The sequence below is a fragment of the Pseudomonas arvensis genome (genome assembly GCF_056688935.1).
The window spans coordinates 5897667-5924542 of the sequence record NZ_CP162038.1 but is presented as its reverse complement, the minus strand read 5'-3'; the positions used below and the strand labels follow the sequence as shown (position 1 = coordinate 5924542).

Annotated in this window: 26 protein-coding genes; 19 read left to right on the top strand and 7 right to left on the bottom strand. The window is 60.8% G+C overall.

Features of this window, described 5'->3' with window-relative positions; genetic code table 11:
* Positions 1–21: 21 nt before the first annotated feature.
* Positions 22–774 (bottom strand): DUF2059 domain-containing protein, encoded by a 753-nt coding sequence (locus tag AB3G88_RS27025; RefSeq protein ID WP_480452456.1) that lies wholly within the window; start codon positions 772–774, stop codon positions 22–24.
* 131 nt (positions 775–905) lie between these two features.
* Between AB3G88_RS27025 and AB3G88_RS27020 the strand changes: the two genes are divergently transcribed.
* On the top strand, positions 906–1538 hold the full coding sequence (locus AB3G88_RS27020) for a 2OG-Fe(II) oxygenase (RefSeq protein WP_099585899.1): 633 nt from the start codon (positions 906–908) through the stop codon (positions 1536–1538).
* Between the two features lie 2 nt (positions 1539–1540).
* Entirely contained in the window at positions 1541–2023 is a 483-nt protein-coding gene (locus AB3G88_RS27015; RefSeq protein WP_158879179.1) for a 2-thiouracil desulfurase family protein, read from the top strand.
* Here AB3G88_RS27015 and AB3G88_RS27010 read toward each other — a convergent pair.
* The gene (locus tag AB3G88_RS27010) at positions 1974–2498 is read right to left on the bottom strand and encodes a transporter substrate-binding domain-containing protein (RefSeq protein ID WP_480452453.1); all 525 of its coding nucleotides are present in this window, start codon (positions 2496–2498) and stop codon (positions 1974–1976) included. The two genes, AB3G88_RS27015 and AB3G88_RS27010, sit on opposite strands and share 50 nt — an antisense overlap.
* 134 nt (positions 2499–2632) lie before the next feature.
* Between AB3G88_RS27010 and AB3G88_RS27005 the strand changes: the two genes are divergently transcribed.
* On the top strand, positions 2633–3073 hold the full coding sequence (locus AB3G88_RS27005; protein WP_099585896.1) for a DUF4399 domain-containing protein: 441 nt from the start codon (positions 2633–2635) through the stop codon (positions 3071–3073).
* A gap of 67 nt (positions 3074–3140) precedes the next feature.
* Here AB3G88_RS27005 and serA read toward each other — a convergent pair whose 3' ends face one another.
* Positions 3141–4370, bottom strand: a complete 1230-nt coding sequence (gene serA, locus AB3G88_RS27000) for a phosphoglycerate dehydrogenase (protein WP_003176761.1) — start codon at positions 4368–4370, stop codon at positions 3141–3143.
* A gap of 205 nt (positions 4371–4575) precedes the next feature.
* Here serA and AB3G88_RS26995 point away from each other — a divergent pair, with 205 nt between their 5' ends.
* The 4 genes from AB3G88_RS26995 (at position 4576) to AB3G88_RS26980 (ending at position 8764) form a co-directional block, all read left to right on the top strand.
* The gene (locus AB3G88_RS26995) at positions 4576–5970 is read left to right on the top strand and encodes a D-2-hydroxyglutarate dehydrogenase (protein ID WP_099585895.1); all 1395 of its coding nucleotides are present in this window, start codon (positions 4576–4578) and stop codon (positions 5968–5970) included.
* An 11-nt stretch (positions 5971–5981) separates the two neighbouring features.
* A complete protein-coding gene (locus tag AB3G88_RS26990; RefSeq protein WP_158879177.1) occupies positions 5982–6647 on the top strand; it encodes a fumarylacetoacetate hydrolase family protein in 666 nt (221 codons plus the stop codon).
* Between the two features lie 155 nt (positions 6648–6802).
* Positions 6803–7729: an SdiA-regulated domain-containing protein gene (locus AB3G88_RS26985; RefSeq protein WP_480452450.1), complete on the top strand. Its 927-nt coding sequence runs from the start codon at positions 6803–6805 to the stop codon at positions 7727–7729.
* Between the two features lie 120 nt (positions 7730–7849).
* The gene (locus tag AB3G88_RS26980) at positions 7850–8764 is read left to right on the top strand and encodes an SdiA-regulated domain-containing protein (RefSeq protein ID WP_480452448.1); all 915 of its coding nucleotides are present in this window, start codon (positions 7850–7852) and stop codon (positions 8762–8764) included.
* A 233-nt stretch (positions 8765–8997) separates the two neighbouring features.
* Here AB3G88_RS26980 and rpiA read toward each other — a convergent pair whose 3' ends face one another.
* Positions 8998–9669: a ribose-5-phosphate isomerase RpiA gene (rpiA, locus tag AB3G88_RS26975; RefSeq protein ID WP_099585891.1), complete on the bottom strand. Its 672-nt coding sequence runs from the start codon at positions 9667–9669 to the stop codon at positions 8998–9000.
* A 136-nt stretch (positions 9670–9805) separates the two neighbouring features.
* Here rpiA and ilvA point away from each other — a divergent pair, with 136 nt between their 5' ends.
* Positions 9806–11320, top strand: a complete 1515-nt coding sequence (gene ilvA, locus AB3G88_RS26970) for a threonine ammonia-lyase, biosynthetic (RefSeq protein WP_099585890.1) — start codon at positions 9806–9808, stop codon at positions 11318–11320.
* Positions 11321–11362: 42 nt separating this feature from the next.
* Positions 11363–11776, top strand: a complete 414-nt coding sequence (locus AB3G88_RS26965) for a DUF2269 family protein (RefSeq protein WP_099585889.1) — start codon at positions 11363–11365, stop codon at positions 11774–11776.
* Positions 11777–11876: 100 nt separating this feature from the next.
* Here AB3G88_RS26965 and AB3G88_RS26960 read toward each other — a convergent pair whose 3' ends face one another.
* Positions 11877–12533, bottom strand: a complete 657-nt coding sequence (locus AB3G88_RS26960; protein ID WP_112192693.1) for a histidinol-phosphatase — start codon at positions 12531–12533, stop codon at positions 11877–11879.
* A gap of 143 nt (positions 12534–12676) precedes the next feature.
* Here AB3G88_RS26960 and AB3G88_RS26955 point away from each other — a divergent pair, with 143 nt between their 5' ends.
* Both AB3G88_RS26955 and ptsP read left to right on the top strand, forming a co-directional pair.
* The gene (locus tag AB3G88_RS26955) at positions 12677–13156 is read left to right on the top strand and encodes an RNA pyrophosphohydrolase (RefSeq protein ID WP_049713461.1); all 480 of its coding nucleotides are present in this window, start codon (positions 12677–12679) and stop codon (positions 13154–13156) included.
* 22 nt (positions 13157–13178) lie between these two features.
* Complete coding sequence (ptsP, locus tag AB3G88_RS26950; protein WP_032884201.1) at positions 13179–15458, top strand: phosphoenolpyruvate--protein phosphotransferase; 2280 nt, start codon at positions 13179–13181, stop codon at positions 15456–15458.
* A 99-nt stretch (positions 15459–15557) separates the two neighbouring features.
* Here the strand turns inward: ptsP and AB3G88_RS26945 are convergent, their stop codons facing one another.
* Positions 15558–16304, bottom strand: a complete 747-nt coding sequence (locus AB3G88_RS26945) for an NRDE family protein (protein WP_400527508.1) — start codon at positions 16302–16304, stop codon at positions 15558–15560.
* 122 nt (positions 16305–16426) lie between these two features.
* On the opposite strand from AB3G88_RS26945, the gene AB3G88_RS26940 reads away from it, so the two are divergent.
* The 3 genes from AB3G88_RS26940 to AB3G88_RS26930 all read left to right on the top strand — a co-directional run bounded on the left by AB3G88_RS26940 (position 16427) and on the right by AB3G88_RS26930 (position 18976).
* The gene (locus AB3G88_RS26940) at positions 16427–17209 is read left to right on the top strand and encodes a sulfite exporter TauE/SafE family protein (protein ID WP_032884198.1); all 783 of its coding nucleotides are present in this window, start codon (positions 16427–16429) and stop codon (positions 17207–17209) included.
* Positions 17210–17274: 65 nt separating this feature from the next.
* The gene (gene lgt, locus AB3G88_RS26935; RefSeq protein WP_099585886.1) at positions 17275–18087 is read left to right on the top strand and encodes a prolipoprotein diacylglyceryl transferase; all 813 of its coding nucleotides are present in this window, start codon (positions 17275–17277) and stop codon (positions 18085–18087) included.
* 55 nt (positions 18088–18142) lie between these two features.
* On the top strand, positions 18143–18976 hold the full coding sequence (locus AB3G88_RS26930) for a thymidylate synthase (protein ID WP_015886389.1): 834 nt from the start codon (positions 18143–18145) through the stop codon (positions 18974–18976).
* A gap of 142 nt (positions 18977–19118) precedes the next feature.
* Here the strand turns inward: AB3G88_RS26930 and cadR are convergent, their stop codons facing one another.
* Entirely contained in the window at positions 19119–19559 is a 441-nt protein-coding gene (gene cadR, locus AB3G88_RS26925) for a Cd(II)/Pb(II)-responsive transcriptional regulator (RefSeq protein ID WP_099585884.1), read from the bottom strand.
* An 85-nt stretch (positions 19560–19644) separates the two neighbouring features.
* Between cadR and AB3G88_RS26920 the strand changes: the two genes are divergently transcribed.
* The 5 genes from AB3G88_RS26920 (at position 19645) to AB3G88_RS26900 (ending at position 26772) form a co-directional block, all read left to right on the top strand.
* Entirely contained in the window at positions 19645–21891 is a 2247-nt protein-coding gene (locus AB3G88_RS26920) for a heavy metal translocating P-type ATPase (RefSeq protein ID WP_480452443.1), read from the top strand.
* Between the two features lie 16 nt (positions 21892–21907).
* Positions 21908–22771: a LysR family transcriptional regulator gene (locus AB3G88_RS26915; RefSeq protein WP_032884193.1), complete on the top strand. Its 864-nt coding sequence runs from the start codon at positions 21908–21910 to the stop codon at positions 22769–22771.
* A 186-nt stretch (positions 22772–22957) separates the two neighbouring features.
* On the top strand, positions 22958–24022 hold the full coding sequence (locus tag AB3G88_RS26910) for a putative 2-aminoethylphosphonate ABC transporter ATP-binding protein (protein WP_099585881.1): 1065 nt from the start codon (positions 22958–22960) through the stop codon (positions 24020–24022).
* Between the two features lies 1 nt (position 24023).
* Complete coding sequence (locus AB3G88_RS26905; protein ID WP_480452441.1) at positions 24024–25730, top strand: putative 2-aminoethylphosphonate ABC transporter permease subunit; 1707 nt, start codon at positions 24024–24026, stop codon at positions 25728–25730.
* 19 nt (positions 25731–25749) lie between these two features.
* On the top strand, positions 25750–26772 hold the full coding sequence (locus tag AB3G88_RS26900; RefSeq protein ID WP_099585879.1) for a putative 2-aminoethylphosphonate ABC transporter substrate-binding protein: 1023 nt from the start codon (positions 25750–25752) through the stop codon (positions 26770–26772).
* Positions 26773–26876: the final 104 nt, after the last annotated feature.

Below are 26876 nucleotides of genomic sequence, written 5' to 3'. Positions count from 1 at the left end.
GCTTGCTCCCTCCCACATTGGTTAAGGTGCCAGGCTTGAGGTGCTCTGGCCCACCGCCAGCCCGGCGCGGATCGCTGCCAGCGCCGCCTGGTAATACGCCTTACCCTGCGGCGACTCCGCAAACGTCGCGAATTCTTCCAGCTCCGGGTCAGACAAATCCCGATAGACATACAGCAGCGTATTGTTCAGATCATTCCCAATCTGCTGCATCAACCGCTCACGCTGGCCATTCAACATGCCTTGGGCCTGACCCCCACCCAGCAGGCCAGGGATCATCTGGCTCAAGCTGTCAGCCGCGACACCGGCAATCGCCAAGCTGACTTCTGCACCAGCCTCGCGGGCGGGGAGCGCCTGGGCCAGGTGGCCGATGATCAGGCTGCGCGTGGCGTCGGCTTCGATTTTCGGCAGGCCCTTGGCGTTTTTCGCCAGTTGGTCGCGGCGGGTGGCCAGCAGCTCGGCGACGACAATCTTGCGGCCCAGCGGTGATTGGAAAAACGCCAGGGCAGGCTTTGGGTCTGCCAGGTTCTTGCGCAACTGCGCCTCGGCGCGTTGGTCCATGGGTTGGGCGGCAAAGCGTTTATTGCTGTTGTCCACCAACGCCTGGTAAACCGCTGGCGGCAGGCTGTTGCGGTAGCGCTGCTGGGCAGCACTGAGGGCGTCATTGAAATGCGCACGTTGTTCGGCCCAGCCGGCGACCTTGTACAACTGGTCATGGCCGTCTGCCCAAGCGGGCAAAACGCAGAACATCAGCAAGGAAAAAAACAAACGACGCATATGGACTCCTGTCAGTCGGCCACTATTGTCCGTGTCGGGCGTAGGATTTGTCGAGAAGTCCTATCAGTCACCTGACTAAAGTGTTGTGAGACGCTCGACGGCGCTGTCGGATTTGAAGACGTATGGATACTATGCGCGCCATGCAAATACCCCTCGATCACCCCCTGCTGCAACGCATTGTCGACGACCTGGCCGAAAAAGGTTGGTCGCAGCAGAACGGCTTCCTGCCCCAGGCTCTGACCCTGGAACTGGCGGCTGAGTGCCGTAAACGTGCGGCCGAGGGTGAACTGGCGCCGGCGGCGGTGGGGCGCGGACCGTCCCAGGAAATTCGCGAGGGCATTCGTGGCGACCATATCCAGTGGCTGGAGGAGGGCGATGCTGCCGTCTGCGACAGCTACATGGCGGTGATGGACAGCGTGCGCCTGGCGATGAACCGGGGCTTGTTCCTGGGCCTGGAAGATTTCGAAAGCCACTTCGCGATGTACCCGCCAGGAGCGTTTTACCTCAAGCACCTGGACCGTTTTCGCGACGACGACCGGCGCATGGTCTCGGCGGTGATCTACTTGAACGACGCCTGGCTGCCCGAGCATGGCGGTCAGTTGCGCATGTACCTCAAAGGCGGCGTCGAATACGATGTGGTGCCCACCGGCGGTTGCCTGGTGGTGTTCCTGTCGGGCGAAGTGCCCCACGAAGTCATGCCCGCCACGCGTGAACGCCTGTCCCTCACCGGCTGGTTTCGCCGGCGGGGCAACGAGCCGTTTTAACCATGCAAAAGATTCTGATCAGCCGCTGCCTGCTCGGCCACAAGGTACGTTACGACGGTGGAGCCAGCGGGCCGTTTGATCAACTGGCGGCGTGGCAGGCCGAAGGCCGGGTGGTAGCTATCTGCCCGGAAGTGTCGGGCGGTTTGCCGACGCCCAGGCCCTCTGCCGAGATTCCCGGCGGGCAAGGCATTGATGTCTGGGAAGGCCGCGCCAAAGTGCTCACGGCCGAGGGCGAAGATTTCAGCGCCGCCTTTCTCGATGGCGCCCGTCAGGCCCTGGCGTTGGTGCAGCGCCACGGTATCCGCATCGCCATCCTCAAGGCCAATAGCCCGTCCTGCGGCAATCTGCTGACCTATGACGGCACCTTCACGGGCGTGAAGGTGACTGGCGAGGGCGTCACGGCGGCGCTGCTCAAGCGCCACGGCGTGCAGGTGTTCAGTGAGCTGGAGTTGCCTGAAGCGGCGCAGGCGTTGGCGCTACTGTAGGGGCATCGCCCTCGAACCACTTCTGCGACAGCGCCTTCAACCGGCCGTCGTCCTTCACCCGCTTCAATGCGCCGTCCAAACTCGTCTTGAATGCCGGGTTGCCCTTCTGGAACGGGATTGCCAGCTCAGGCTTCTCGCTATAAGCCTCGCTGAAATCGAACTGATCCTTAAGCTCGGCAGTCATAGCGATATGGTTGATGGCCACGTCGTACTTGCCGGTGGCGACCCCCGGCAGCAGGTCGGCGTCATCGGTGGTGATGAACGAGGAGCGCACGTCCATTTCCTTCGCCAGCAGTTCTCCCAGCTCGACTTCGAAGCCGGTGAGTTTGTCGCCTTCCTTGAAGTTATAGGGTGGGGTGTCGGCTTCAAGGGCGATGCGCAGTTCGCCGCGATCATTCACGTCGTCGATCAGTTCGGCATGCGCCAAAGGGCTCAGAAGGGGAAGCAAAAGTAACAGGCCAGGCGAAAAGCGCATGGTCACTCCTAAAGAATTCGAATGTGCGAGGCGCCGTTCAGCATCGCTTTGCTATGGTGGTGAGTGCCTTGGACAGCAATTTGTCGCGAAGTTGTCATAACCCTACAGATTTCACAGAAAAACTGGAGAAGCGAATGAAAGCCCTTTTGTCCCGTGCAACGATTGCCAGCCTGTTGCTGGGTGCCTCGATGTTGGCCAATGCCGCCGATGTGCCTCGTACCCCCGCGCCCAAAGGTGCCGAGGTGTTTATCGTCTCGCCCAAAGATGGTGCCACTGTCGACAAGACCTTCACCGTCAAATTCGGCGTCAAGGGCCTGGACCTGGAGCCGATCGACAAGCAAGTGCCCAACGCCGGTCATCACCACTTGCTGGTAGACCAGGACGTGAAGTCGCTGAAAGCTGACGAAGCCATTCCGGCCACCGCCACCTCGATCCACTTCGGCAAGGCGCAAACCGAAACCGAGCTGACCCTGACCCCAGGCAAGCACACCCTGCAATTGGTGGCTGGCGACAACGTTCACCGCCAGTTTGAACCCACTGTAGCCTCGAAAGTCATCACGGTTAACGTCAAGTAAGATTTGTTCAGACAAAAAAATGGGAGACCCCTGTGGGTCTCCCATTTTTTGTGCAGCGTTTAAAGCGTTAGAACAACACGCGGCTACGGATGGTGCCGTTGATGTGCTGTAGCTTCTCTTGCGCCAGGTCCGAGTACTCGGCGTCGACGTCGATGACCACGTAGCCGACTTTCTCGTTGGTCTGCAGGAATTGACCGGAGATGTTGATGCCGTTTTCCGCGAAGACCTTGTTGATCTCCATCATCACGCCAGGGATGTTCTGGTGGATGTGCAGCAGACGGTGCTTGCCAGGGTGAGCCGGCAGGGCCACTTCCGGGAAGTTTACGGACGACACCGACGTACCGTTGTCGCTGTACTTGACCAGTTTTTCCGAGACTTCCAGGCCGATGTTGGCCTGGGCTTCAGCGGTGGAACCGCCGATGTGCGGGGTCAGGATCACGTTGTCCAGGCCACGCAGCGGGCTTTCGAAGATATCGTCGTTGGAGCGTGGCTCCACCGGGAACACGTCGATGGCGGCGCCGATCAGGTGCTTGTCCTTGATCGCGTCGGCCAGGGCGTCCAGCTCGACCACGGTGCCGCGTGCAGCGTTGATCAGGATGCCGCCTTTCTTGATGGCGCGGATTTCCTTCTCGCCGATCATCCACTGGGTCTCAGCGGTTTCCGGAACGTGCAGCGTCACGATATCGGACATGCCCAGCAGCTCGGTCAGGCTCGACACCTGGGTCGCGTTGCCCAATGGCAGCTTGGTCAGCGTGTCGTAGAAGAACACCTGCATGCCAAGGCCTTCAGCCAGTACCGACAGCTGAGTGCCGATCGAGCCGTAACCGACGATACCCAGCTTCTTGCCCCGGATTTCGAAGGAGTTGGCCGCACTTTTGATCCAGCCGCCACGGTGGCAGGAAGCGTTTTTCTCTGGGATGCCGCGCAGCAGCAGAATGGCCTCGGCCAGCACCAGCTCCGCGACGGAACGGGTGTTGGAGTACGGAGCGTTGAACACGGCGATGCCGCGCTCGCGCGCCGCGTTGAGGTCGACCTGGTTGGTGCCGATGCAGAAACAGCCAACTGCCACGAGTTTCTTGGCGTGATCGAAGATCTCCTCGGTCAGCTGAGTGCGGGAGCGAATGCCGATGAAGTGCGCGTCGGCGATCTTTTCCTTGAGCTGGGCTTCCGGCAGAGAACTGGTGATGTACTCAATGCTGGTGTACCCGGCGGCTTTCAGAACGTCGACAGCCGATGGGTGGACGCCTTCCAGAAGAAGGAACTTGATCTTGCTCTTATCGAGAGAAGTCTTGCTCATCTGCGTAAACCTGTATCCCGGAGAAAAATGGCAGGGAGTCGGATCACTTAAGCTGACCCGGACGGCAGGAAAGCCGTCACCGCAGAAACGCCCTTGGGCTCTGTCCTGCGGGGGCGGTATGCTAGCATACGTGCCCCGCTAAACACCCATTCCTGCGACGTGAAGCGTTCTCAGGATGACCATGAATTGTTCGAGAGTTCTGTCGATGACCCATCCTGCCCTGATTGATGAGCTAAAGACCCTGGTTGAGCCCGGCAAAGTGCTGACCGACGCCGACTCCCTGGAGGCTTACGGCAAGGATTGGACCAAGCACTTCGCACCTGCGCCCACCGCCATCGTCTTCCCCAAGACCATCGAGCAGGTTCAGGCCATTGTGCGCTGGGCCAATGAACACAAGGTGGCGCTGGTGCCGTCCGGTGGTCGTACCGGCCTGTCGGCAGCGGCCGTGGCGGCCAATGGCGAAGTGGTTGTGTCGTTCGACTATATGAACCAGATTCTCGACGTGAACCTCACCGACCGCACTGCCGTGTGCCAGCCGGGCGTGGTCACCAAGCAATTGCAGAACGTCGCCGAAGAAAAAGGCCTGTACTACCCGGTGGACTTCGCCTCGTCCGGTTCGAGCCAGATTGGCGGCAATATCGGCACCAATGCCGGCGGGATCAAGGTGATTCGCTACGGCATGACCCGTAACTGGGTGGCCGGCATGAAAGTCGTCACCGGCAAGGGCGACGTGCTGGAACTGAACCGCGACCTGATCAAGAACGCCACCGGCTACGACATGCGCCAGCTGTTTATCGGTGCGGAAGGCACCCTGGGCTTTGTAGTCGAAGCCACCATGCGCCTGGACCGGGCGCCGAAGAACCTCACCGCCATGGTGCTCGGCACTACTGATTTCGACTCGATCATGCCGGTGCTGCACGCGTTCCAGAACAAGCTGGACCTGACCGCGTTCGAATTTTTCTCCGACAAAGCCCTGGCCAAGGTCATGGGCCGTGGCGACGTGCCGGCGCCGTTCGAAACCGAGTGCCCGTTCTACGCGCTGCTGGAATTCGAAGCCACCACCGAAGAAGTCGCCAACCACGCCCTGGAAACCTTCGAACACTGCGTCGAGCAGGGCTGGGTGCTGGACGGCGTGATGAGCCAGAGCGAAACCCAACTGCACAACCTGTGGAAGCTGCGCGAATACATCTCCGAGACCATTTCCCACTGGACGCCGTACAAGAACGACATCTCGGTCACCGTCTCCAAGGTGCCGGCGTTCTTGAAGGAAATTGACGCGATCGTCGGCGAACACTACCCCGATTTCGAAATTGTCTGGTTCGGCCATATCGGCGACGGCAACCTGCACCTGAACATCCTCAAGCCGGAAAACCTGAGCAAGGACGAGTTCTTCGCCAAGTGCGCCACGGTGAACAAGTGGGTGTTCGAAACCGTCGAGAAGTACAACGGCTCGATCTCTGCCGAACACGGCGTGGGCATGACCAAGCGCGATTACCTGACCTACAGCCGCTCGCCGGTTGAAATCGAATACATGAAGGCCGTGAAAGCGGTATTCGACCCTAACGGGATCATGAACCCTGGCAAGATCTTCGCTGTTTAAGGAGTCGTTCCATGAGCTACCAGCACAAGTATGTCGACGGCACCAACATCCACTTCCCGGTGGGTAAAGTGGTGTGCATTGGGCGTAACTACGCCGAACATGCCAAGGAACTGGACAACCCGGTGCCGACCGAGCCGTTGCTGTTCATCAAGCCCGGCAGCTGCGTAGTGCCGCTGGAAGGCGGTTTTGCCATCCCTGCCGAGCGTGGCTCGGTGCACTACGAAGCGGAAATCGCGGTATTGATCGGCAAGCCACTGTCGAACAAGCCAAGCCGTGAAGAAGTGCTGGATGCCATCTCCGGCTTCGCCCCGGCCCTGGATCTGACCCTGCGTGACAAGCAGGCCGAGCTGAAAGCCAAGGGCCTGCCGTGGGAAATCGCCAAATCCTTCGACGGCGCGGCAGTGATTGCCCCCTTTGTGGTGAGCAGTACCTTTGCGGATGTGACCGATATCGGCATTCGCCTGGCCATCAACGGCGAAGTGCGCCAGGACGGCAATAGCGCGCAGATGCTCAACCCGATCATCCCGATGATCCAGCACATGGCCGGCTGCTTCTCGCTGCAGGCCGGTGATGTGATCCTCACTGGCACTCCGGCGGGTGTAGGCCCGTTGAATGTGGGTGATGAACTTGTGTTGGAACTGACCGGCGTGAACCGCTTCGAAAGCAGCGTTCGATAAACACCTGGTCAAACCTGTGGGAGGGGGCAAGCCCCTCCCATATTGATTTGTGTGGGTCCACTTAATCTGGGTTTTTGCATTTTTTTCACACACTATCCGGATAATCCTTGGCCTTGTGCTATCCCCTAACGCTGACTTTCCGGAAAAAGCGCCCCATGGCCGTGTCCCTGCCTTCCGCCACACCCAAGCCGCGTTCTCGTTTTGCCCTGCGCTGGTATTCCTGGCTGTTTTTGGCAGGCGTCATCGTTTATGGCGTTGCCTGGGCCATGCATTGGGACGATCGCGGCATGCTGTGGGTGTCGGAGCGCTTTGAAACATCGGCTGAGCGCAATGAAAGTGTGTGGTTGCCGGACTACCACGCCGTCATCGACGCGAAAGTCTTGCCAGGCATGGAGAAGGACGAGGCCTCGGACGTCTCCTACAGCCCGCAGACCAAAACCCTGTTTTCCGTCATGGGAAAAAACCCTTTCCTCGTTGAGTTGAGCCTGCAAGGCGATGTACTGCGCAAGATGCCGCTTAACGGCTGGAGCAATCCGGAAGGTGTTACGGTCATGGAAAATGGCCTGCTGGCGGTGGTCGATGAGCGCGACCACAGCCTGACCATCGTCAAGGTCGATGCCTCCACCCAGCAACTGAACAAAGCTGATTTCCAGAGTTATGACCTTGGCCCCTCCAAAGACCAGAACAAAGCCTTTGAGGCGATCACCTGGGACAAGCTAGGCCAGCAGCTTGTACTGGGCGAGGAGCGCCCGCCGGCGTTGTTCACCTGGAAAAGCGACGGCAGCCAGACTCTGGTTGGCGACAAGCAAAAACTCGCCAGCAAAGAACTGGATATGCGCAACCTTTCGGCGTTGGCTGTCGACCCGCGCACCGGCCACCTCCTGGTGCTTTCGGCCGATTCCCACCTGTTGCTGGAGTTGGACGAGAAGGGCGAACAGGTCAGCTTCATGACCTTGCTGGGCGGCTTCAATGGCCTGGGCAAAACCATTCCCCGGGCGGAAGGGGTGACCATGGATGAGGATGGCACGCTGTACATGGTCAGTGAGCCGAACCTGTTCTATCGTTTCGAAAGGCAGAGATAGACGGCCAGTTACGTCGGATATTTCTCTATCTGCGGCATTCGCCAGACATCCGGGCGCGTTTAAGTTTAAATTCAGACAGGCGTGATATTCATTCGCCACTTTTGATTTTGAGCCCGCCCAATGCGCCGACTTGCCCGCCCCAAACCCGTTCTGTTTCTCCTGGCGCTGATCGCCCTGATCTGCGCCGGAGTCGCTGGGCAGCACTTTCGCCTGTTCGAGCGCGCCTGGTTCAACTGGCAGGTGTGGCGCCAACCCGCCGATGAGCGCTCCATTGGCCTGGCCGAATACCGGGTAACGCTGGAGGCCCGGGTCATTGAGGGGCTGGACGACGATGTCTCGGCCCTCACCTATGATCCGGTGCGCAAAAGCCTGTTTACCGTCACCAATCAAAATGCCGAACTGATCGAGTTGTCTTTGGACGGCAAGATCCTGCGGCGCATCCCTTTGGTGGGGTTCGGCGATGCCGAAGCCGTGGAATTTATCAGCGGCAACATCTATGTCATCACCGACGAACGCCAGCAGCGCTTGATCAAGGTGCATGTGGACGACGAGACCCAGTTCCTCGATGCCGCCGATGCGGAGCAGATGACTCTTGGCCTGCACGTGGGTGGCAACAAGGGGTTTGAGGGCTTGGCCTATGACTCGGTGGGCAAGCGCCTGTTCGTGGCCAAGGAGCGCGACCCGATGCTGATCTACGAGGTCCACGGTTTTCCCCATTTCAAGCCGGAAAAAACCTACTCGGTGCACGTGATCAACAACCCCAAGCGCGACGCCGGGCTGTTTGTGCGTGACCTGTCGAGCCTGCAATACGACGAGCGCAGCGGCCACCTGCTGGCACTGTCGGATGAGTCGTTTTTGGTATTGGAGCTGGATATCGACGGTCGCCCGTTGAGCAGTCTTTCTCTGCTCAACGGCCGTCACGGCCTGAAAAAGCGTGTGCCTCAGGCCGAAGGGATCGCCATGGATGACGAAGGTACGTTGTATCTGGTCAGCGAGCCGAACCTGTTCTACGTGTTCAAGAAACCCAGTCCCTGAAAACACCGCCAAACCAATGTGGGAGGGGGCAAGCCCTAATGCCGGTCAGTTAAGAGATAAAAGGGCAAAAAGTAACCTGTGGCGAGGGAGCTTGCTCCCGTTGGACTGCGCAGCAGTCCCATTTTTGGGGCCGCTTCGCAGCCCAGCGGGAGCAAGCTCCCTCGCCACAGGTACGGTGTTCGCCCTTAACTGACTGGCATTAGGGCAAGCCCTCTCCCACATTTGGTTTTGCATCAGGCCTTGAGGGTTTTGACGCCTTCCGGGGTGCCGAGCAGCAGCACATCCGCCGGACGCGCCGCGAACAGGCCGTTGGTGACCACGCCGACAATCGCATTGATCTGGGTTTCCAGCTCCACCGGGTTGGTGATCTGCATATTGAACACGTCGAGGATGATGTTGCCGTTGTCGGTCAACACGCCTTCGCGGTACACCGGGTCGCCGCCCAGTTTCACCAGCTCGCGGGCTACGTGGCTGCGGGCCATCGGGATCACTTCCACTGGCAGCGGGAACGCGCCGAGGACTGGCACCAGCTTGCTGGCGTCGGCGATGCAGATAAAGGTCTTGGCCACGGCCGCGACGATCTTCTCGCGGGTCAGGGCTGCGCCGCCGCCCTTGATCAGGTTCAGGTGCTCGTCGCTCTCATCGGCGCCGTCGACGTAGAACTCCAGGTCGCTCACGGTGTTGAGCTCGTACACTGGAATGCCATGGCCCTTCAGGCGTGCGGCGGTGGCTTCGGAGCTGGCCACGGCGCCGTCGAACGCGCCTTTGTGCTGGGCCAGTGCGTCGATAAAGCAGTTGGCAGTGGAGCCGGTGCCGACACCGACGATGCTTTTGTCGTCGAGTTTAGGAAGGATTAAATCGACGGCGGCCTGGGCCACTGCCTGTTTGAGTTGATCCTGGGTCATGCGGGCTCCGGAACGGGCGGGGAGTAAAGAGGGGCGCGAGTATAACCCAACAAAACCTCGGGATTCGTGTGGTCGCCCGCCCAAACGCTGGGTTAGACTCCTTGGCCCTGCCCAACCTGCTCAGTGATTCCCGCCGATGCTTGAACAGTACGTCAAAAAGATCCTCACCTCGCGCGTTTACGACGTTGCCGTAGAAACCCCGCTGCAGACCGCCCGCCAGCTCTCCGAGCGCCTGGGTAACAAGGTCTGGCTCAAGCGCGAGGATTTGCAGCCGGTGTTCTCGTTCAAGATTCGCGGCGCTTATAACAAGCTGACGCAACTGAGCGCCGAAGAGCGTGCGCGAGGCGTGGTGACGGCGTCGGCGGGCAACCATGCGCAAGGCCTGGCCCTGGCGGCCAAGGTGCTGGGGGTCAAGGCCACGATTGTGATGCCCAAGACCACCCCTGAAATCAAAGTCGAAGGCGTGCGCTCTCGCGGCGGCAAAGTGGTGCTGCACGGCGACTCCTTCCCGGAAGCGCTGGCCTACTCGCTGAAACTGGTCGACGAAAAAGGCTACGTCTACATTCACCCCTACGATGATCCGCACACCATTGCCGGGCAGGGCACCGTGGCGATGGAAATTCTGCGCCAGCATCCAGGCCCGCTGGATGCGATTTTCGTCCCGGTGGGCGGTGGTGGCCTGATCGCAGGCATCGCGGCGTATGTGAAATACCTGCGACCGGAAATCAAGATCATCGGCGTCGAGCCGGATGACTCCAACTGCCTGCAAGCCGCCATGGCGGCGGGTGAGCGCGTGGTGTTGCCGACGGTCGGGATCTTTGCCGACGGCGTTGCGGTGGCACAGATCGGCCAGCACACCTTTGATATCTGCAAAGACTATGTCGACGAAGTGATTACCGTGAGCACCGATGAAATCTGTGCGGCGATCAAGGATATCTACGACGACACCCGTTCCATTACCGAGCCGGCAGGCGCGTTGGGCGTGGCGGGCATCAAGAAGTACGTCGAGACCCGTGGTGTCAGTGGCCAGACCTTCGTCGCCATCGACTCCGGGGCCAACGTCAACTTCGACCGCCTGCGCCACGTGGCCGAGCGCGCCGAACTGGGTGAAGGCCGCGAAGCCATCATCGCCGTGACCATTCCCGAGCAACCGGGCAGCTTCAAGGCGTTCTGCGAGGCCGTGGGCAAGCGCCAGATCACCGAATTCAACTACCGCTACCACTCCGGCAGCGAGGCGCACATCTTCGTTGGCGTGCAAACGCACCCGGAAACCGACCCGCGCAGTGCGCTGATCGCCAGCCTCACCGAACAGGGCTTCCCGGTGCTGGACTTGACCGAGAACGAACTGGCCAAGCTGCACATCCGCCATATGGTCGGAGGGCATGCTGCCCACGTCAGCAATGAAGTGGTGTTCCGTTTCGAATTCCCGGAGCGTCCGGGGGCGCTGTTCAACTTTCTTAACAAATTAGGCGGGCGCTGGAACATCTCGATGTTCCACTATCGCAACCACGGCGCGGCGGACGGCCGTGTGGTCGCCGGCCTGCAAGTGCCGGCGAGCGAGCGTCACCTGGTGCCGGCGGCCCTCGAAGCCATTGGCTACCCGTACTGGGATGAAAGCGATAACCCGGCCTATAAACTGTTCCTCGGTTGAGCGACTACGCTGATTGGGGGCGGCCTCTAAGGAATACGAAACATGGAAACCCTGATCACCCTGAAAGTTATCCACATTGCAGCCACCGTGGTGTTGTTGCTCAGCGGCCTCGGCCTGGCGTTGCTGGCGTGGCGTAAACGCAGCGCCGGCGCGGCGGTGACCGTGCAGCGCCCGTGGGCGTTCGTGTGGTTGCTGATGGGCATTTGCGTGGTGAGCATGCCGTTTACGGGCTGGTGGCTGGTGCACCTGACTGGCTGGCCGTTGGGGCAGACCTGGATTCTGGGCTCCAGCATTCTCTATACCGTGGCGGCGCTGGCGTGGTTCTGGCTGGTGGCGCGGCTTAATCGCCTGCGTAAGGGGGAGGGAGGTAGTCTGAATTTCACCCTGGTGCTGGCGGTGGTCAGCCTTGTGGGGTTTGTGGCGATTGCGGGGTTGATGGGTGCCAAGCCGGTTTAAGGCTTGAGAGCTTGTCGACCTTATCGGGGGCAAGCCCCCTCCCACATTTGACTGTGTTCACAAATCAAGTGTGGGAGGGGGCTTGCCCCCGATAGGGCCATCAGCTGCGCAGCGTAATCACCGGCCACCCGCGCTTCTCGGCTTCGGCGCGCAAGTTCGGGTCCGGATCCACCGCTACCGGGTGGGTAACCTGCTCCAGCAGCGGCAGGTCATTCATCGAGTCGCTATAGAAATAGCTGTCTTGCAGGCTATACCCCGTCTCTTCCAGCCAACGATTCAAGCGTGTCACCTTGCCTTCACGAAAGCACGGCACATCGGTGCTGCGCCCGGTGTAGCGGCCGTTTTCCATCTCGCACTCGGTCGCAATCAGCGTCTCGACGCCCAGGCGTGCAGCAATGGGCGCGGTGACGAATCGGTTGGTGGCGGTGATGATCACCAGTTTGTCACCGGCGGCACGGTGCTTGGCCAGCAGTTCCACGGCCAGTGGCAGCATGATCGGCTCGATGCAGTCGCGCATATAGTCGTTGTGCCACTCATCCAGTTGGGCCATCTCGGTGCGGCCGAGGATTTCCAGGCAAAAGTTCAGGTAGGCGGCGTTATCCAGCTTGCCGGCCAGATAATCCTGATAGAACTCGTCGTTGCGAGCCTTATAGGCTACGGCGTCGAGAATCCCGCGTTCGCACAGGTAATCGCCCCAGGCGTGGTCGCTGTCACCGCCAAGAAGGGTGTTGTCCAAGTCGAATAAAGCCAGGCGCATTGCAGTTACTCGCTGAAAAGTCTGTAAAAAGGCGTCCAGAATACGGTCTTTTCACAAGAGTGCACATAAGGTAAGAAGCCTCGTTGCCGCTGGAACAACCTTTGTGGAACAATGCGGCGACATGCGTTTGCGAGGTTGTTGCCGTGATCGACCCCGATGGTTTCCGTCCTAATGTCGGGATTATTCTTACGAATGATGCCGGACAGGTGCTATGGGCTCGCCGAATCAACCAAGATGCCTGGCAGTTTCCTCAAGGCGGAATCAACCCCGACGAAACCCCTGAAGACGCCTTGTACCGTGAGTTGAATGAAGAAGTCGGCCTTGAGCGCGAAGATGTGCAAATTCTGGCCTGTACCCGCGGCTGGTTGCGCTATCGTCTGCCGCAGCGCCTGGTGCGTACTCACAGCCAACCGCTGTGTATCGGCCAGAAGCAGAAATGGTTTCTCCTGCGCCTGATCTCCGACGAGCAGCGGGTGCGGATGGATTTGACCGGTAAGCCGGAGTTTGATGGCTGGCGCTGGGTCAGCTATTGGTACCCGCTGGGCCAGGTGGTGACATTCAAGCGCGAGGTTTATCGTCGCGCTCTCAAAGAGCTTGCCCCGCGCCTTTTAGCGCGCGACTGACGACGGAGTTCGACCCCGAGCCATGCTCAATACGCTGCGCAAGATCGTCCAGGAAGTTAACTCCGCCAAGGATCTCAAGGCGGCGTTGGGGATTATTGTGTTGCGCGTCAAGGAAGCCATGGGCAGCCAGGTCTGCTCGGTTTACCTGCTGGACCCAGAGACCAACCGTTTTGTGCTGATGGCCACGGAGGGCTTGAACAAGCGCTCTATCGGCAAGGTCAGCATGGCGCCCAATGAAGGTCTGGTGGGCCTGGTGGGGACGCGTGAAGAACCCCTGAACCTTGAAAACGCGGCCGATCACCCGCGTTATCGTTACTTTGCCGAAACCGGCGAAGAGCGCTACGCGTCATTCCTCGGCGCACCGATCATTCACCACCGCCGCGTTGTCGGCGTGTTGGTCATCCAGCAGAAAGAACGCCGCCAGTTCGACGAAGGTGAAGAAGCCTTCCTCGTGACCATGAGCGCGCAGCTCGCCGGGGTTATTGCCCACGCCGAGGCCACGGGCTCGATTCGCGGCCTGGGCCGTCAGGGCAAGGGCATCCAGGAAGCCAAGTTCGTCGGCGTGCCGGGTTCGCCGGGTGCTGCCGTCGGTACGGCGGTGGTCATGCTGCCACCGGCCGACCTCGATGTAGTGCCGGACAAGACCGTCAACGACATCGACGCCGAAATCAAACTGTTCAAGACCGCCCTGGAAGGCGTGCGCGCCGACATGCGCAACCTGTCGACCAAGCTGGCCACTCAACTGCGCCCCGAAGAGCGTGCGTTGTTTGACGTGTACCAGATGATGCTCGACGACGCGTCCCTCGGGAACGAAGTCAAAACCGTGATCAAGACCGGCCAATGGGCCCAGGGCGCCCTGCGTCAGGTGGTCACCGATCACGTCAACCGTTTCGAATTGATGGACGACGCCTACCTGCGCGAGCGCGCCTCGGACGTGCGCGACCTCGGTCGCCGTCTGCTGGCTTACCTGCAGGAAGACCGCACCACCAACCTGGTCTACCCCGACAACACCATCCTGATCAGTGAAGAACTGACCGCCACCATGCTCGGCGAAGTGCCGGAAGGCAAACTGGTGGGCCTGGTCTCGGTACTCGGTTCGGGTAACTCCCACGTCGCGATCCTGGCTCGGGCCATGGGCATCCCGACAGTGATGGGCCTGGTGGACCTGCCGTATTCCAAGGTCGACGGCATCGACATGATCGTCGATGGCCATCGCGGTGAAGTCTTCACCAACCCCAGCGACGTGCTGCGCAAGCAATACGCCGAAGTGGTGGAAGAAGAGAAACAACTGGCCCTGGGCCTGGATTCATTGCGCGAGCTGCCGTGCGTGACCACCGATGGTCACCGCGTACCGCTGCTGGTCAATACCGGCCTGCTGGCTGACGTGGCCCGTGCGCAACAGCGAGGCGCCGAAGGCGTAGGGCTGTACCGCACCGAAGTGCCGTTCATGATCAACCAGCGTTTCCCGAGTGAGAAGGAGCAGCTGGCGATCTACCGCGAGCAACTGCAAGCCTTTCACCCGTTGCCGGTGACCATGCGCAGCCTGGACATCGGCGGCGACAAGTCACTGTCGTATTTCCCGATCAAGGAAGACAACCCCTTCCTCGGCTGGCGCGGCATTCGCGTGACCCTCGACCATCCGGAAATTTTCCTGGTACAGACCCGCGCCATGCTCAAGGCCAGCGAAGGCCTGAACAACCTGCGCATCCTGTTGCCGATGATCTCCGGTACCCATGAGCTGGAAGAGGCGTTGCACCTGATCCACCGTGCCTGGGGCGAAGTGCGCGACGAGGGCGCCGACGTACCGATGCCGCCGATTGGTGTGATGATCGAAATCCCGGCAGCGGTGTACCAGGCCAAAGAGCTGGCGCGGCAGGTGGACTTCCTGTCGGTGGGTTCCAACGACCTGACCCAATACCTGCTGGCCGTGGACCGCAACAACCCACGGGTGGCCGACCTCTACGACTACCTGCACCCGGCGGTGCTGCAAGCGCTGCAACACGTGGTGCGCGACGCCCATGCCGAAGGCAAGCCGGTGAGCATCTGCGGTGAAATGGCCGGTGACCCGGCGGCGGCCGTGCTGTTGATGGCGATGGGCTTTGACAGCCTGTCGATGAACGCCACCAACTTGCCGAAGGTCAAGTGGATGTTGCGCCAGGTTGAGCTGAGCATGGCCAAGGATCTGCTGGCCGAGTTGATGACTATCGACAACCCGCAAGTTATCCACAGCTCGCTGCAGTTGGCGCTGAAGAACCTGGGGCTGACGCGGATGATCAACCCGGCCTCCGCTAAAACCCTCTAGACCGAGTCGCCTTTTTCGCAGGCAAGCCAGCTCCCACATTGGAATGCATTTCAACTGTGGGAGCCGGGCTTGCCCGCGATAGCGCTCGCTCAAGCACCGCTAAATCCTCAGTTCGACCTCGCCAAGTCGGCCACCATGCGGCCCAAAACTACGCTCCACCATCCGCCGCGTCCCGTTGGCATTTACAATCAGCGCCGTACTCGCCCGCGTCCCATAACTTGGGCTGGCAATAAACACGCTGGATAAAAGACTTTCCGTCGCCAGGCCCACGCCGGTATCTGGCAGGTCTGCAAACGGCGCCGTTTGAGGATCACTCAAAATCCCCAACAAGGCTTCCGGCTGTGGATCATCCAATACCGCGCTCAACGCCTTCTTGGCTTTGAGCAACTTTGGCCACGGCGTATCCAGGCCGGCGTTGGATAAGCCGTACACGCCAGCCTCCAATCGTGTGGGCCTGGTCTGGTTGGCGTTGTAATGCCACAGCTCATCCCGCGTGCCCACCAGCAGGTTAAACCCGGCATATTCAATCGAACGGCCATTAACGTCGGCCAAATACTGATCAATGGGCAGCGAACCACTGAGAAACTGCGCCACCACCTCCCCGCGTGACTTACGTGCCGGCGGCTGGTGGGGATCCCGGATATTGGTCAGGGCCGCAAATCGCCCATCGGCGTTCACTCCAAGCCAGGTACCGCCCGCTTCCTGATCGCGACCGGCATAGACTTCGGGCACATCCGACCACTGGGCCAGCCGCAGGCTGGGGCGGGCGTAGAACTCGTCACGGTTGGCCGCGACGATCAGCGGTTGGGCGTGGCCCGGCCGCCAGGCGAAAACAATCAGGCACATCAGGCGATTCCCTTTTGTGTTTTTTTGCCACTGTACCCACACCAGCAGCGGTGTTCCATCGTATCCAGTTGGGCCGCATGCCTTCCATCCGTTAACATGCCGGACTTGCTTCGGGGGCTCCCATGGAATTTCTGCTGTATTTGCTGCTGGGCGCCTGCGCGGGCGTGCTCGCCGGGCTGTTTGGCGTGGGCGGCGGGATCATTATCGTGCCGGTGCTGGTGTTCAGCTTCACCTTGCAGGGCTTCGACCCGCAGGTGTTGACGCACCTGGCCGTGGGCACGTCCCTGGCAACGATCATCTTTACCTCGGTCAATGCCGTGCGTGAGCACCACCGACGTGGCGCGGTGCGTTGGCCGATTTTTGTGTGGATGACCGTTGGCATCCTCATCGGAGCTGGTTTTGGCGCACTGACTGCCGAGGCGATTTCCGGCCCGCATTTGCAGAAGATCATTGGCGTGTTCGCGCTGATCATCGCCGTACAACTGGCCCTGGAGGTCAAGCCCAAGGCCAGCCGGACGGTGCCCGGTAAAGTCGGCCTGACGCTGGCAGGCACGGTGATTGGCTGGGCGTCGGCGATATTCGGGATTGGTGGCGGCTCGCTGACCGTGCCGTTCCTGACCTGGCGCAGCGTGCCGATGCAGCAGGCGGTGGCCACATCTTCGGCCTGTGGCCTGCCGATTGCCTTGGCCAGTGCATTAAGTTTCATGATTCTGGGCTGGCATGACCCGCTGCTGCCCGCGCATAGTCTAGGGTTCGTGTATTTGCCGGCGCTGCTGGGCATTGCCCTGACCAGCATGGTGTTTGCCCGCTTCGGCGCACGCCTGGCGCATCGGTTGTCGCCGCGCTTGCTCAAGCGGTTGTTCGCCGGCCTGCTGTTTTGCGTGGGTTTGAATTTTTTACTGTAACGCAGACTTAATCGCGTCCGGGCATGGTCCGGTCGCCATAACGCATGATTTAACGAGGAGTCGCAATGCTGCCTTACCCGCAGATCGACCCGGTGGCCCTGGCCATCGGTCCGCTGAAAATCCACTGGTACGGGTTGATGTACCTGATCGGCATCGGCGGCGCCTGGCTGCTGGCCTCCCGGCGCCTGAACCGTTTCGACCCGACCTGGACCAAGGAAAAACTCTCCGATATGGTCTTCTGGCTGTCGATGGGGGTCATCGTGGGCGGGCGTCTTGGGTATGTGCTGTTCTACGATCTGTCCGCCTACCTCGCCAACCCGACACTGATTTTCGAAGTGTGGAAGGGCGGCATGGCGTTCCACGGTGGGTTTATCGGCGTGATGATCGCCGCCTGGTGGTTTGGCCGGCGCAATGGCAAGTCATTCTTCCAACTGATGGACTTCGTCGCGCCGCTGGTGCCGATCGGCCTGGGCGCCGGGCGCATCGGTAACTTCATCAACGCTGAGCTGTGGGGCAAGCCGACCGACGTGCCGTGGGCCATGGTGTTCCCGCCGTTCAGCGATCCTGCGCAACTGCCGCGTCACCCGTCGCAGCTGTACCAGTTCGCGCTGGAAGGCGTGGCACTGTTCCTCATTTTGTACATTTTCTCGCGTAAACCCCGCCCAACCATGGCCGTTTCCGGCATGTTCGCGCTGTTTTACGGGATCTTCCGTTTCATCGTCGAATTCGTGCGCGTGCCGGATGCGCAGTTGGGCTACCTGGCATGGGGCTGGTTGACCATGGGCCAGGTGCTCAGTGTTCCAATGATCCTGGTCGGCCTCGGCCTGCTGTGGTGGGCGTACAATCGCCCGCAGCCGCTGAAGAACGCTGCGCTTTAAATTCGAATGCCGGGGCCTGCGCGCGGGCCCCGGCTTCAACGATACGGGTACTTACATGAAGCAATATCTCGAACTACTGAACGACGTCGTGACCAATGGCCTGACCAAGGGCGATCGCACCGGCACCGGCACCAAGGCTGTGTTCGCCCGTCAGTATCGGCATAACTTGGCCGACGGCTTCCCGCTGCTGACCACCAAGAAGCTTCACTTCAAAAGCATCGCCAATGAGCTGATCTGGATGTTGAGCGGCAACACCAACATCAAGTGGCTCAACGAAAACGGCGTGAAGATCTGGGACGAATGGGCCACCGAAGACGGCGACCTGGGCCCGGTCTACGGCGAGCAATGGACCGCCTGGCCAACCAAGGACGGTGGCACGATCAACCAGATCGACTACATGGTCCACACGCTCAAGACCAACCCCAACAGCCGCCGCATCCTGTTCCACGGCTGGAACGTCGAGTACCTGCCCGACGAAACCAAGAGCCCCCAGGAAAACGCGCGCAACGGCAAACAAGCCCTGCCACCGTGCCACCTGCTGTACCAGGCATTCGTGCATGACGGCCATCTGTCGATGCAGTTGTACATCCGCAGCTCCGACGTATTCCTCGGCCTGCCGTACAACACTGCTGCGCTGGCGCTGCTGACCCACATGCTGGCCCAACAGTGCGACTTGATCCCTCATGAGATCATCGTCACCACTGGCGATACCCATGCCTATAGCAACCATATGGAACAAATCCGCACTCAGCTGGCGCGTACGCCGAAGAAGCTGCCGGAGTTGGTGATCAAGCGTAAGCCTGCGTCGATCTACGACTACAAGTTCGAAGACTTCGAGATTGTGGGTTACGACGCCGACCCAAGCATCAAGGCCGACGTGGCTATCTAGAGCCCACCTTCGTCTTCAGATGTGGGCTTTTGTGTGGGAGGGGGCTTGCCCCCGATAGCGGTGGATCAGCTAAATATTGGTTGGCTGAAACTCTGTCATCGGGGGCAAGCCCCCTCCCACATTTGAACTGTGTTTGCTTGAGTTAATGGCCGTGGCTTCTGCCCACATGTGAGTGCTCAGCCTCGCTGGCCGCAACACTCCCGCTGACCTCCAGCCGCTGCAAAATCCCACACTCCGGCCCGCCGCCGCAGCGCTGGCGCAAGTCCAGCAACTGCACCTGCAATGCCAACAACCCATCGATCCGCGCTTTCACATGGTGGATATGCTCGTCGATCAACGCATTCACACTTTCACACTGGTCCTGAGGACTGTCCCGTAGACCCAGCAGGCTGCGAATTTCTTCGAGGGTCATGTCGAGGCTGCGGCAATTGCGGATAAAGATCAGCCGCTCGGTATGCGCCTGGGTGTACACCCGGTAGTTGGCGTCGGTGCGCGCCGGGGGCGGCAGCAGGCCTTCTTTCTCGTAATAACGGATGGTTTCCACCTGACAGTCGGTCAGTTTGGCCAATTCGCCGATCTTCATCGCAGCAATCTCCAAATGGGTGCTTGACCCTATAGTGGCTACAGGGTCTTTACTTGGCAACAGGCACCTTTACGGACGCGACAGAATGAGCGATTCCATCCACACCCCGCATAAACACGACCATGATCATGACCATGGTCCCCAGAAACTGACGCCAGTGCACAACCATGCTGGCTCCTGCTGTGCAAGCAAGGCAGCACCTGCCGTGGTCACGTTGAGTGAAGCGCCCACTGCGGGCTCGCGCCTGAGCACCTTCCGCATCGAAGCCATGGACTGTCCCACCGAGCAAACGCTGATCCAGAACAAACTGGGCAAGCTCGCCGGTGTGCAGCAACTGGAATTCAACCTGATCAACCGCATCCTTGGCGTCACCCACGACCTGCCTAGCACTGCGCCGATCATTGATGCCATCAAGTCCCTGGGCATGCAGGCCGATCCGATCGAGGAGGGCACCCCCGCCGCCGAGCCGCCTGCCAGGAAACACTGGTGGCCGCTGGCCTTGTCCGGCGTCGGCGCGTTGGGCGCCGAAGTGCTGCACTTCACGAATGCGGCCCCGACCTGGGTGATAGCCATCGTGGCGCTGGTGTCGATCTTCAGCGGTGGCCTCACTACCTATAAAAAGGGCTGGATCGCCCTGAAAAACCTCAACCTGAACATCAACGCCTTGATGAGCATCGCTGTGACCGGCGCGATTCTGATCGGCCAGTGGCCGGAAGCCGCCATGGTGATGTTCCTGTTCACCGTGGCCGAGTTGATTGAAGCCAAGTCCCTGGACCGTGCGCGCAATGCCATCAGCGGCTTGATGCAAATGGCCCCGGAACAGGCCACGGTGCAGCAGGCGGATGGAAGCTGGGTTGAACAGGAAGTCAAAAGCATCGAATTGGGCGCCATCGTGCGGGTTAAGCCCGGCGAGCGCATTGGCCTGGACGGTGAAGTCACCGCTGGCCAATCCACCATCGACCAGGCACCGATCACCGGGGAAAGCCTGCCGATTGAAAAAACCGTGGGCGATAAAGTCTTCGCCGGCACCATCAACCAGGCGGGCTCCCTGGAATACAGCGTCACGGCAGCGGCCAATAACTCCACGCTGGCGCGGATCATCCACGCCGTCGAGCAGGCGCAAGGTTCACGGGCGCCGACCCAGCGTTTCGTTGATAGTTTTTCGAAGATCTACACCCCGGCCGTCTTTCTGTTTGCCTTGGGCGTGGCGATTATTCCGCCGCTGTTCATGGCCGGCCTGTGGTTCGACTGGATCTACCGCGCCCTGGTGCTGCTGGTGGTCGCCTGCCCCTGCGCATTGGTGATCTCGACCCCGGTGACCATCGTCAGCGGCCTGGCGGCGGCGGCGCGCAAAGGCATACTGATCAAGGGCGGCGTGTACCTGGAGGGCGGTTACAAACTCGACTACCTGGCGCTGGACAAGACCGGCACGATCACCCACGGCAAACCGGTGCAAACCGATTACCTGGCGTTGTTCCCCAACGTTGCGGACAGCGCACCGGCCCTGGCTGCCAGTTTGGCCGGGCGTTCCGACCACCCGGTGTCCCTGGCAATCGCCAATGCGGCTGTGGATAAAAAGCTGCCGACGCATGTTGTGGATAACTTCGCAGCCCTGGCCGGTCGTGGTGTGCGCGGCGACATCAACGGTGAGACCTACCACTTGGGCAACCACCGCCTGGTGGAAGACCTCGGCCTGTGTTCGCCCGAGCTGGAAGAGAAACTCTTCGCCCTGGAGAAGCAGGGCAAGTCCGTGGTGTTGCTGCTCGACAAATCCGGCCCCCTGGCACTGTTCGCCGTGGCCGATACGGTCAAGGACAGCAGCCGCGAAGCCATCCAGCAACTGCACGATTTGGGCATCAAGACCCTGATGCTCACCGGCGACAACACCCACACCGCTCAGGCGATTGCGGCCCAGGTGGGCATCGACCAGGCCCAGGGCGATCTGCTGCCCACCGACAAATTGCAGGCCATCGAAGCGCTTTATGGTCAAGGTCGTCGGGTGGGCATGGTCGGTGACGGCATCAACGACGCTCCGGCGCTGGCTCGCGCCGAGATCGGTTTCGCCATGGCCGCTGCCGGCACCGACACCGCCATCGAGACCGCCGACGTGGCGCTGATGGACGATGATTTGCGCAAGATCCCGGCATTCATTCGTTTGTCGCGGCAAACGTCGAGTATCCTCAAGCAGAACATCGCCCTGGCGCTGGTGATCAAGGCGATCTTCCTCGCAGTCACCTTCCTGGGCATGGCCACCATGTGGATGGCGGTGTTCGCGGATATGGGCGTGAGCCTGCTGGTGGTGTTCAATGGCCTGCGCCTGCTGCGCAAATAAACGATGAGAGGGCGGTGTGCTGAGTGCTGAGCTGAAGGCGTTTTTTATGGTCGCCCGCCTGGGCAGCATTACCCAGGCGGCGAAAAAACTCGGCCTGAGCCAGCCCACCGTGACCACCCAGATCCGCAACCTGGAAAGCCAGTATGGCGTGGAGCTGTTCTATCGCGGTGGCCGCCGCCTCACGGTCAGCGACGATGGCGCGCGGTTGCTGCCGATGGTCAAGGCGCTGTTGCAACAGGAAGCGGACATCGAGTTCTTCCTGCGCAACAGCGGCCAACTCCAGGGCGCCTTGCGCATAGCTGCGACGGCGCCGTATTACATCCTCGATCTGGTCAAAGCCTTTCGCGAACGCTTGCCCCATGTGGAAGTGTCAGTGGACATCGGCAACTCCCAGCAGGTGCTTGAAGCATTGGATGAGTACCGTGTCGACGTGGCCGCTTCCTCCCAGTTGCTGGAAGACCCGCGCTTGATCCGCCGCGTGCTCGGCACCGACCCCCTGGTGCTGGCGGTGCATCGCAATCATCCCTTGGCCAAGCTTGATCATGTGCCACTGACCGCCCTGGCCGGGCACACCTTGTTGATGCGAGAAGCGGGCTCCACTACACGCAGGCTGACGGAAGAAATGCTCCAAGGCGCCGGCGTAAGTTACGGCCCGCTGTTGGAAATCGGCAGCCGCGAGTCCATCCGGGAGGCAGTGCTGCGCAATATCGGCATCAGCATCATCGCCCGCCAGGAAGTGCCCCATGACCCGCAACTGCGGGTACTGACCATCGAAAATGCGCCGCAGATTCCGGAGTATTTGTACTGCCTCAAGGAGCGCAAAGGCGCGCGGCTGCCGGCGGCGTTTCTGGGGTTGGCGCAGGAAATGTCGCCGATCTGAGATTTTTTGGTGGCTTTCAGGGCCTCATCGGGGGCTTGCCCCCCAATAGCAGTAGTCCAGACACCACACCTATATGACCCCTACCCAAATCCACCAATACCACTATCGCCACGTTTTGCCTTCCTGCCACACGAGCGACGCATTGCCCTCCTAGCATGGCCTTCATCCGTTCGATGAGGTGCCACCATGCACACAGCCCTGACCCAACCCGGCGCGCCCATGAAGGTGCGCGGTATCCAGAAACGCTTCGGCGCCTTTACCGCGTTGGACCACGTGTCCCTGGACGTCGCCGCTGGTGAGCTGGTGTGCCTGCTGGGTCCGTCCGGCTGCGGCAAGACCACCCTGCTGCGTTGCATCGCCGGCCTGGAGCGTCAGGACAGTGGTGAACTTTACCTGGGTGATCGTGACGTTTCCCTGCTGCCGCCCCAGGCACGGGACTACGGCATTTTGTTCCAGTCCTACGCGCTGTTTCCCAACCTGACCATCGAAGCGAACATCGGCTACGGCCTCACCGGCAGCGGCCGTGATGAAGTGCGCCAGCGTGTTGGGCAGATGCTCGAACTGGTCGGTCTGGTGGGCAGCGAGAAGAAATACCCCGGCCAGCTCTCCGGCGGCCAACAGCAGCGCGTGGCCCTGGCCCGTGCCTTGGCGCCGGCGCCTTCGTTGCTGCTGCTGGACGAACCCATGTCCGCCCTCGACGCCCGCGTACGCGAGCACCTGTGCACCGAGTTGCGCCAACTGCAACGACGCCTGGGCATTACCACATTGATGGTCACCCACAACCAGGACGAAGCCATGTTGATGGCCGACCGCATTGCCGTGATGAACAACGGCAAGGTCGAGCAATACGCCACGCCCCAGGAGATTTACGACCGCCCGGCCACGCCGTTCGTGGCGGAGTTTGTCGGCCAGGGCAATTGGCTGCCCTTCAGCCGTAACAGCGTGAGCCATGCCCAGGTCGGCGGGATGAACATGCGCCTGGCCGACGATGCCGGCGCGGCCAGGTCCGGTCGCCTGTTCTGTCGCCCGGAAGCCATCAGCGTCAATCCGCCAGTGCACGAGGAAAACCTGTTCCCGGCCAAGGTCCGCGAGATCACTTTTCTCGGCAACCGCTGCCGCATGAGCTTTGAGCTGGAGCAGTTGCCCGGCCATCCGCTGCTGGCCGAACTGGCCCCCGAAGCCATGCCGCGCCTGGGCGCCCAGGATATCTGGGTGGCCTTGCCACCACGCAGCCTGCAGGTGTTTGCCTGAGATGGCCGCTGTTATGACCCTGCCGCGTCAGATATCCCGTGCCGAAATCGGCGACCGCTTCTTCGTGCTCGGCGGCAAACTGCTATGGCTGCTTTTACTCGGCTTAGCGGTGTTGATGCCATTGCTGGCGATCTTCTGGCGTGGCTTTAGCAGCGAGGCCGGGCAAGGTGGCGGGCTGGTGGCTGCGCGGGAATTGCTCACCAGCGCCAACTTCCATTGGCTGCTGGGCAATAGCCTGAAAGTCTCTCTCAGCGTTGCGGCGATTGTCGTACCGCTGGCCTATCTGTTTGCCTACGCCCTGCAACGCACGTTGATTCCGGGCAAAGCGATCTGGCGTGGCCTGTCGCTGCTGCCGCTGATGGCGCCTTCGATGCTGCCGGGGATTGCGTTGGTTTACCTGTTCGGCAACCAGGGCATGTTGCGCGGGCTGCTCTCGGAGAATATCTACGGGTTCTGGGGGATTGTTCTGGGGGAGGTGATCTACACCTTCCCACATGCGCTGATGATTCTGCTGTCGGCGCTCTCCTTGGCCGATGCGCGGCTGTTCGACGCGGCCTCCAGCATGGGCGCCAGCCCCGCCCGGGCATTTCGCAGCATCACCTGGCCCGCTACGCGCCAGGCGGTGTTCGCCGCGTTATGTCTGGTGTTCACCCTGACCATCACCGACTTCGGTGTGCCCGTGGTGGTTGGCGGTGATTATCAGGTGCTGGCGCTGGAAGCCTACAAAGCGGTGGTCGGCCAGCAACAGTTCGGACGCGGCGCGTTGATCGGTATGGTGCTGTTGCTGCCGGCGCTGTTCAGCTTTGGCGTGGATGCCTGGTTGCGCCGGCGTCATGGCGATTCCATGAGCGGCCGCGCCCAGGTGTTCCAGCCGGCGCCATCACGGCTAAGGGATGGCTGCTACCTGGCCATCGTCCTATTGATCTGCGCCGTGTTGCTGCTGGTGTTCGGCATGGCGGTGTATTCCTCGCTGGTGAAATTCTGGCCGTACAACCTGTCGCTGTCGCTCAATCACTATCAGTTTGAAGACACGGCGGGTGGCGGCTGGCTGGCCTATCGCAACAGCCTGGCCATGGCCCTGTGCACGGCACTGATCGGCAGTGTGCTGATCTTCACCGGCGCCTACCTGATGGAAAAAACCAAAGGCCAGAAGGGTTTGAACCTGGCGCTGCGCCTGCTCAGCTTTGTGCCGATGGCCGTGCCGGGCTTGGTGCTGGGCCTGGGCTACGTGTTTTTCTTCAACCTCAACGGCAACCCGCTGCATGTGTTCTACGGCTCCATGACCCTGCTGGTGGTGTGCACCATTGCGCACTATCTGACCACTGCACAGATGACTGCCACCACCGCGCTGCGCCAGTTGGACGCTGAGTTTGAAGCCGCTGCGCTGTCGCTCAAGGCGCCGCTGTACCGTCATTACCTGCGCGTCACGGTGCCGATCTGCCTGCCGGCGTTGCTGGACATCGTGCGCTACCTGTTTGTCTCGGCGATGACCACTGTGTCCGCCGCGATCTTCCTCTACAGCCCCGACACCATTCTCGCCGCCGTCGCCGTGCTGAACATGGACGACGCCGGCAACGTGGGCGGCGCGGCGGCCATGTCGACCTTGATCCTGTTCACCTCGGCCAGCGTCTCGCTGCTGCTGGCGTGGGCCTCACGTGGCGCGTTGCGCCGCTCCCAAGCCTGGCGCCAGACCGCGCCCGGCCAATAATCCCTGAAGGAGGTGTTCCATGTTCAAGCCCCTGGCGCTGGTCGCTGCCGTACTCACTGCATTCAGCCTGAATGCCTTCGCCAAGACCGAGCTGACCGTGTACACGGCCCTCGAAGCCGAGCAGTTGAAAACCTACAAAAAGGCCTTCGAGCAAGCCAACCCTGACGTTGAGATCAAGTGGGTCCGCGACTCCACCGGCATCATCACCGCCAAGCTGCTGGCCGAGAAAGACCGCCCGCAAGCCGACGTGGTGTGGGGCCTGGCGGCCTCCAGCCTGGCGATCCTCGATCAGCAGGGCATGCTGGACAACTACGCGCCGAAGGACCTGGACAAGATCGGCAAGAACTACCGCGACGCGGCCAACCCACCGGCCTGGGTCGGCATGGACGTGTGGGCCGCGACGATTTGCTTCAACACCGTCGAAGCCGAGAAACAAGGCCTGAGCAAACCAGTGAGCTGGCAAGACCTGACCAAGCCCGAGTACAAGGGCAAGATCGTCATGCCCAACCCGGCGTCTTCCGGCACGGGCTTTCTGGACGTCAGCGCGTGGCTGCAGACCTTCGGCGAGAAGCAGGGCTGGCAGTACATGGACGACCTGCACCAGAACATCGGCCAGTACGTTCACTCCGGTTCCAAGCCGTGCAAGCTGGCCGCTTCGGGGGAATTCCCGATTGGTATTTCGTTTGAATACCCGGCGGTGCAGCTCAAGCGCCAGGGCGCGCCGCTGGACATCATCCTGCCCAAAGAAGGCCTGGGCTGGGACATCGAAGCCACGGCCGTGATCAAGGGCAGCGCCCACGCCGATGCGGCGAAAAAACTCGCCGATTTCTCCGCCAGCCCTGCGGCGATGGAGTTGTACAAGGACAACTTCGCCGTGCTCGCCCAGCCGGGTATCGCCAAGCCGCAGACCGAATTGCCGGCGGACTATGAGCAGCGTCTGATCAAGAATGACTTTGGCTGGGCATCGAAGAACCGCGACAGCATCCTGACGGAATGGCGCAAGCGGTATGACGGGAAGTCGGAGAAGGTGGCTGCTCAGTAAGTTTTCGTTAGGGCTGATGGCCTCATCGGGGGCAAGCCCCCTCCCACCAGATCAAATGTGGGAGGGGCGGTGCGACGATTCGACTTGCCCCCGATGGCGGCCTT

Coding starts and splice junctions, on each gene's coding strand:
- lgt (WP_099585886.1), top strand. CDS start 17,275: ATGCTGCCTTACCCGCAGATCGACCCGGTGGCCCTGGCCATCGGTCCG.
- ilvA (WP_099585890.1), top strand. CDS start 9,806: ATGCTTGAACAGTACGTCAAAAAGATCCTCACCTCGCGCGTTTACGAC.
- AB3G88_RS26920 (WP_480452443.1), top strand. CDS start 19,645: ATGAGCGATTCCATCCACACCCCGCATAAACACGACCATGATCATGAC.
- ptsP (WP_032884201.1), top strand. CDS start 13,179: ATGCTCAATACGCTGCGCAAGATCGTCCAGGAAGTTAACTCCGCCAAG.
- AB3G88_RS26960 (WP_112192693.1), bottom strand. CDS start 12,533: ATGCGCCTGGCTTTATTCGACTTGGACAACACCCTTCTTGGCGGTGAC.
- AB3G88_RS26905 (WP_480452441.1), top strand. CDS start 24,024: ATGGCCGCTGTTATGACCCTGCCGCGTCAGATATCCCGTGCCGAAATC.
- AB3G88_RS26900 (WP_099585879.1), top strand. CDS start 25,750: ATGTTCAAGCCCCTGGCGCTGGTCGCTGCCGTACTCACTGCATTCAGC.
- AB3G88_RS26965 (WP_099585889.1), top strand. CDS start 11,363: ATGGAAACCCTGATCACCCTGAAAGTTATCCACATTGCAGCCACCGTG.
- AB3G88_RS27015 (WP_158879179.1), top strand. CDS start 1,541: ATGCAAAAGATTCTGATCAGCCGCTGCCTGCTCGGCCACAAGGTACGT.
- AB3G88_RS27020 (WP_099585899.1), top strand. CDS start 906: ATGCGCGCCATGCAAATACCCCTCGATCACCCCCTGCTGCAACGCATT.
- serA (WP_003176761.1), bottom strand. CDS start 4,370: ATGAGCAAGACTTCTCTCGATAAGAGCAAGATCAAGTTCCTTCTTCTG.
- AB3G88_RS27005 (WP_099585896.1), top strand. CDS start 2,633: ATGAAAGCCCTTTTGTCCCGTGCAACGATTGCCAGCCTGTTGCTGGGT.
- AB3G88_RS26990 (WP_158879177.1), top strand. CDS start 5,982: ATGAGCTACCAGCACAAGTATGTCGACGGCACCAACATCCACTTCCCG.
- cadR (WP_099585884.1), bottom strand. CDS start 19,559: ATGAAGATCGGCGAATTGGCCAAACTGACCGACTGTCAGGTGGAAACC.
- AB3G88_RS26945 (WP_400527508.1), bottom strand. CDS start 16,304: ATGTGCCTGATTGTTTTCGCCTGGCGGCCGGGCCACGCCCAACCGCTG.
- AB3G88_RS26930 (WP_015886389.1), top strand. CDS start 18,143: ATGAAGCAATATCTCGAACTACTGAACGACGTCGTGACCAATGGCCTG.
- AB3G88_RS26985 (WP_480452450.1), top strand. CDS start 6,803: ATGGCCGTGTCCCTGCCTTCCGCCACACCCAAGCCGCGTTCTCGTTTT.
- AB3G88_RS26980 (WP_480452448.1), top strand. CDS start 7,850: ATGCGCCGACTTGCCCGCCCCAAACCCGTTCTGTTTCTCCTGGCGCTG.
- AB3G88_RS27025 (WP_480452456.1), bottom strand. CDS start 774: ATGCGTCGTTTGTTTTTTTCCTTGCTGATGTTCTGCGTTTTGCCCGCT.
- AB3G88_RS26910 (WP_099585881.1), top strand. CDS start 22,958: ATGCACACAGCCCTGACCCAACCCGGCGCGCCCATGAAGGTGCGCGGT.
- rpiA (WP_099585891.1), bottom strand. CDS start 9,669: ATGACCCAGGATCAACTCAAACAGGCAGTGGCCCAGGCCGCCGTCGAT.
- AB3G88_RS27010 (WP_480452453.1), bottom strand. CDS start 2,498: ATGCGCTTTTCGCCTGGCCTGTTACTTTTGCTTCCCCTTCTGAGCCCT.
- AB3G88_RS26995 (WP_099585895.1), top strand. CDS start 4,576: ATGACCCATCCTGCCCTGATTGATGAGCTAAAGACCCTGGTTGAGCCC.
- AB3G88_RS26940 (WP_032884198.1), top strand. CDS start 16,427: ATGGAATTTCTGCTGTATTTGCTGCTGGGCGCCTGCGCGGGCGTGCTC.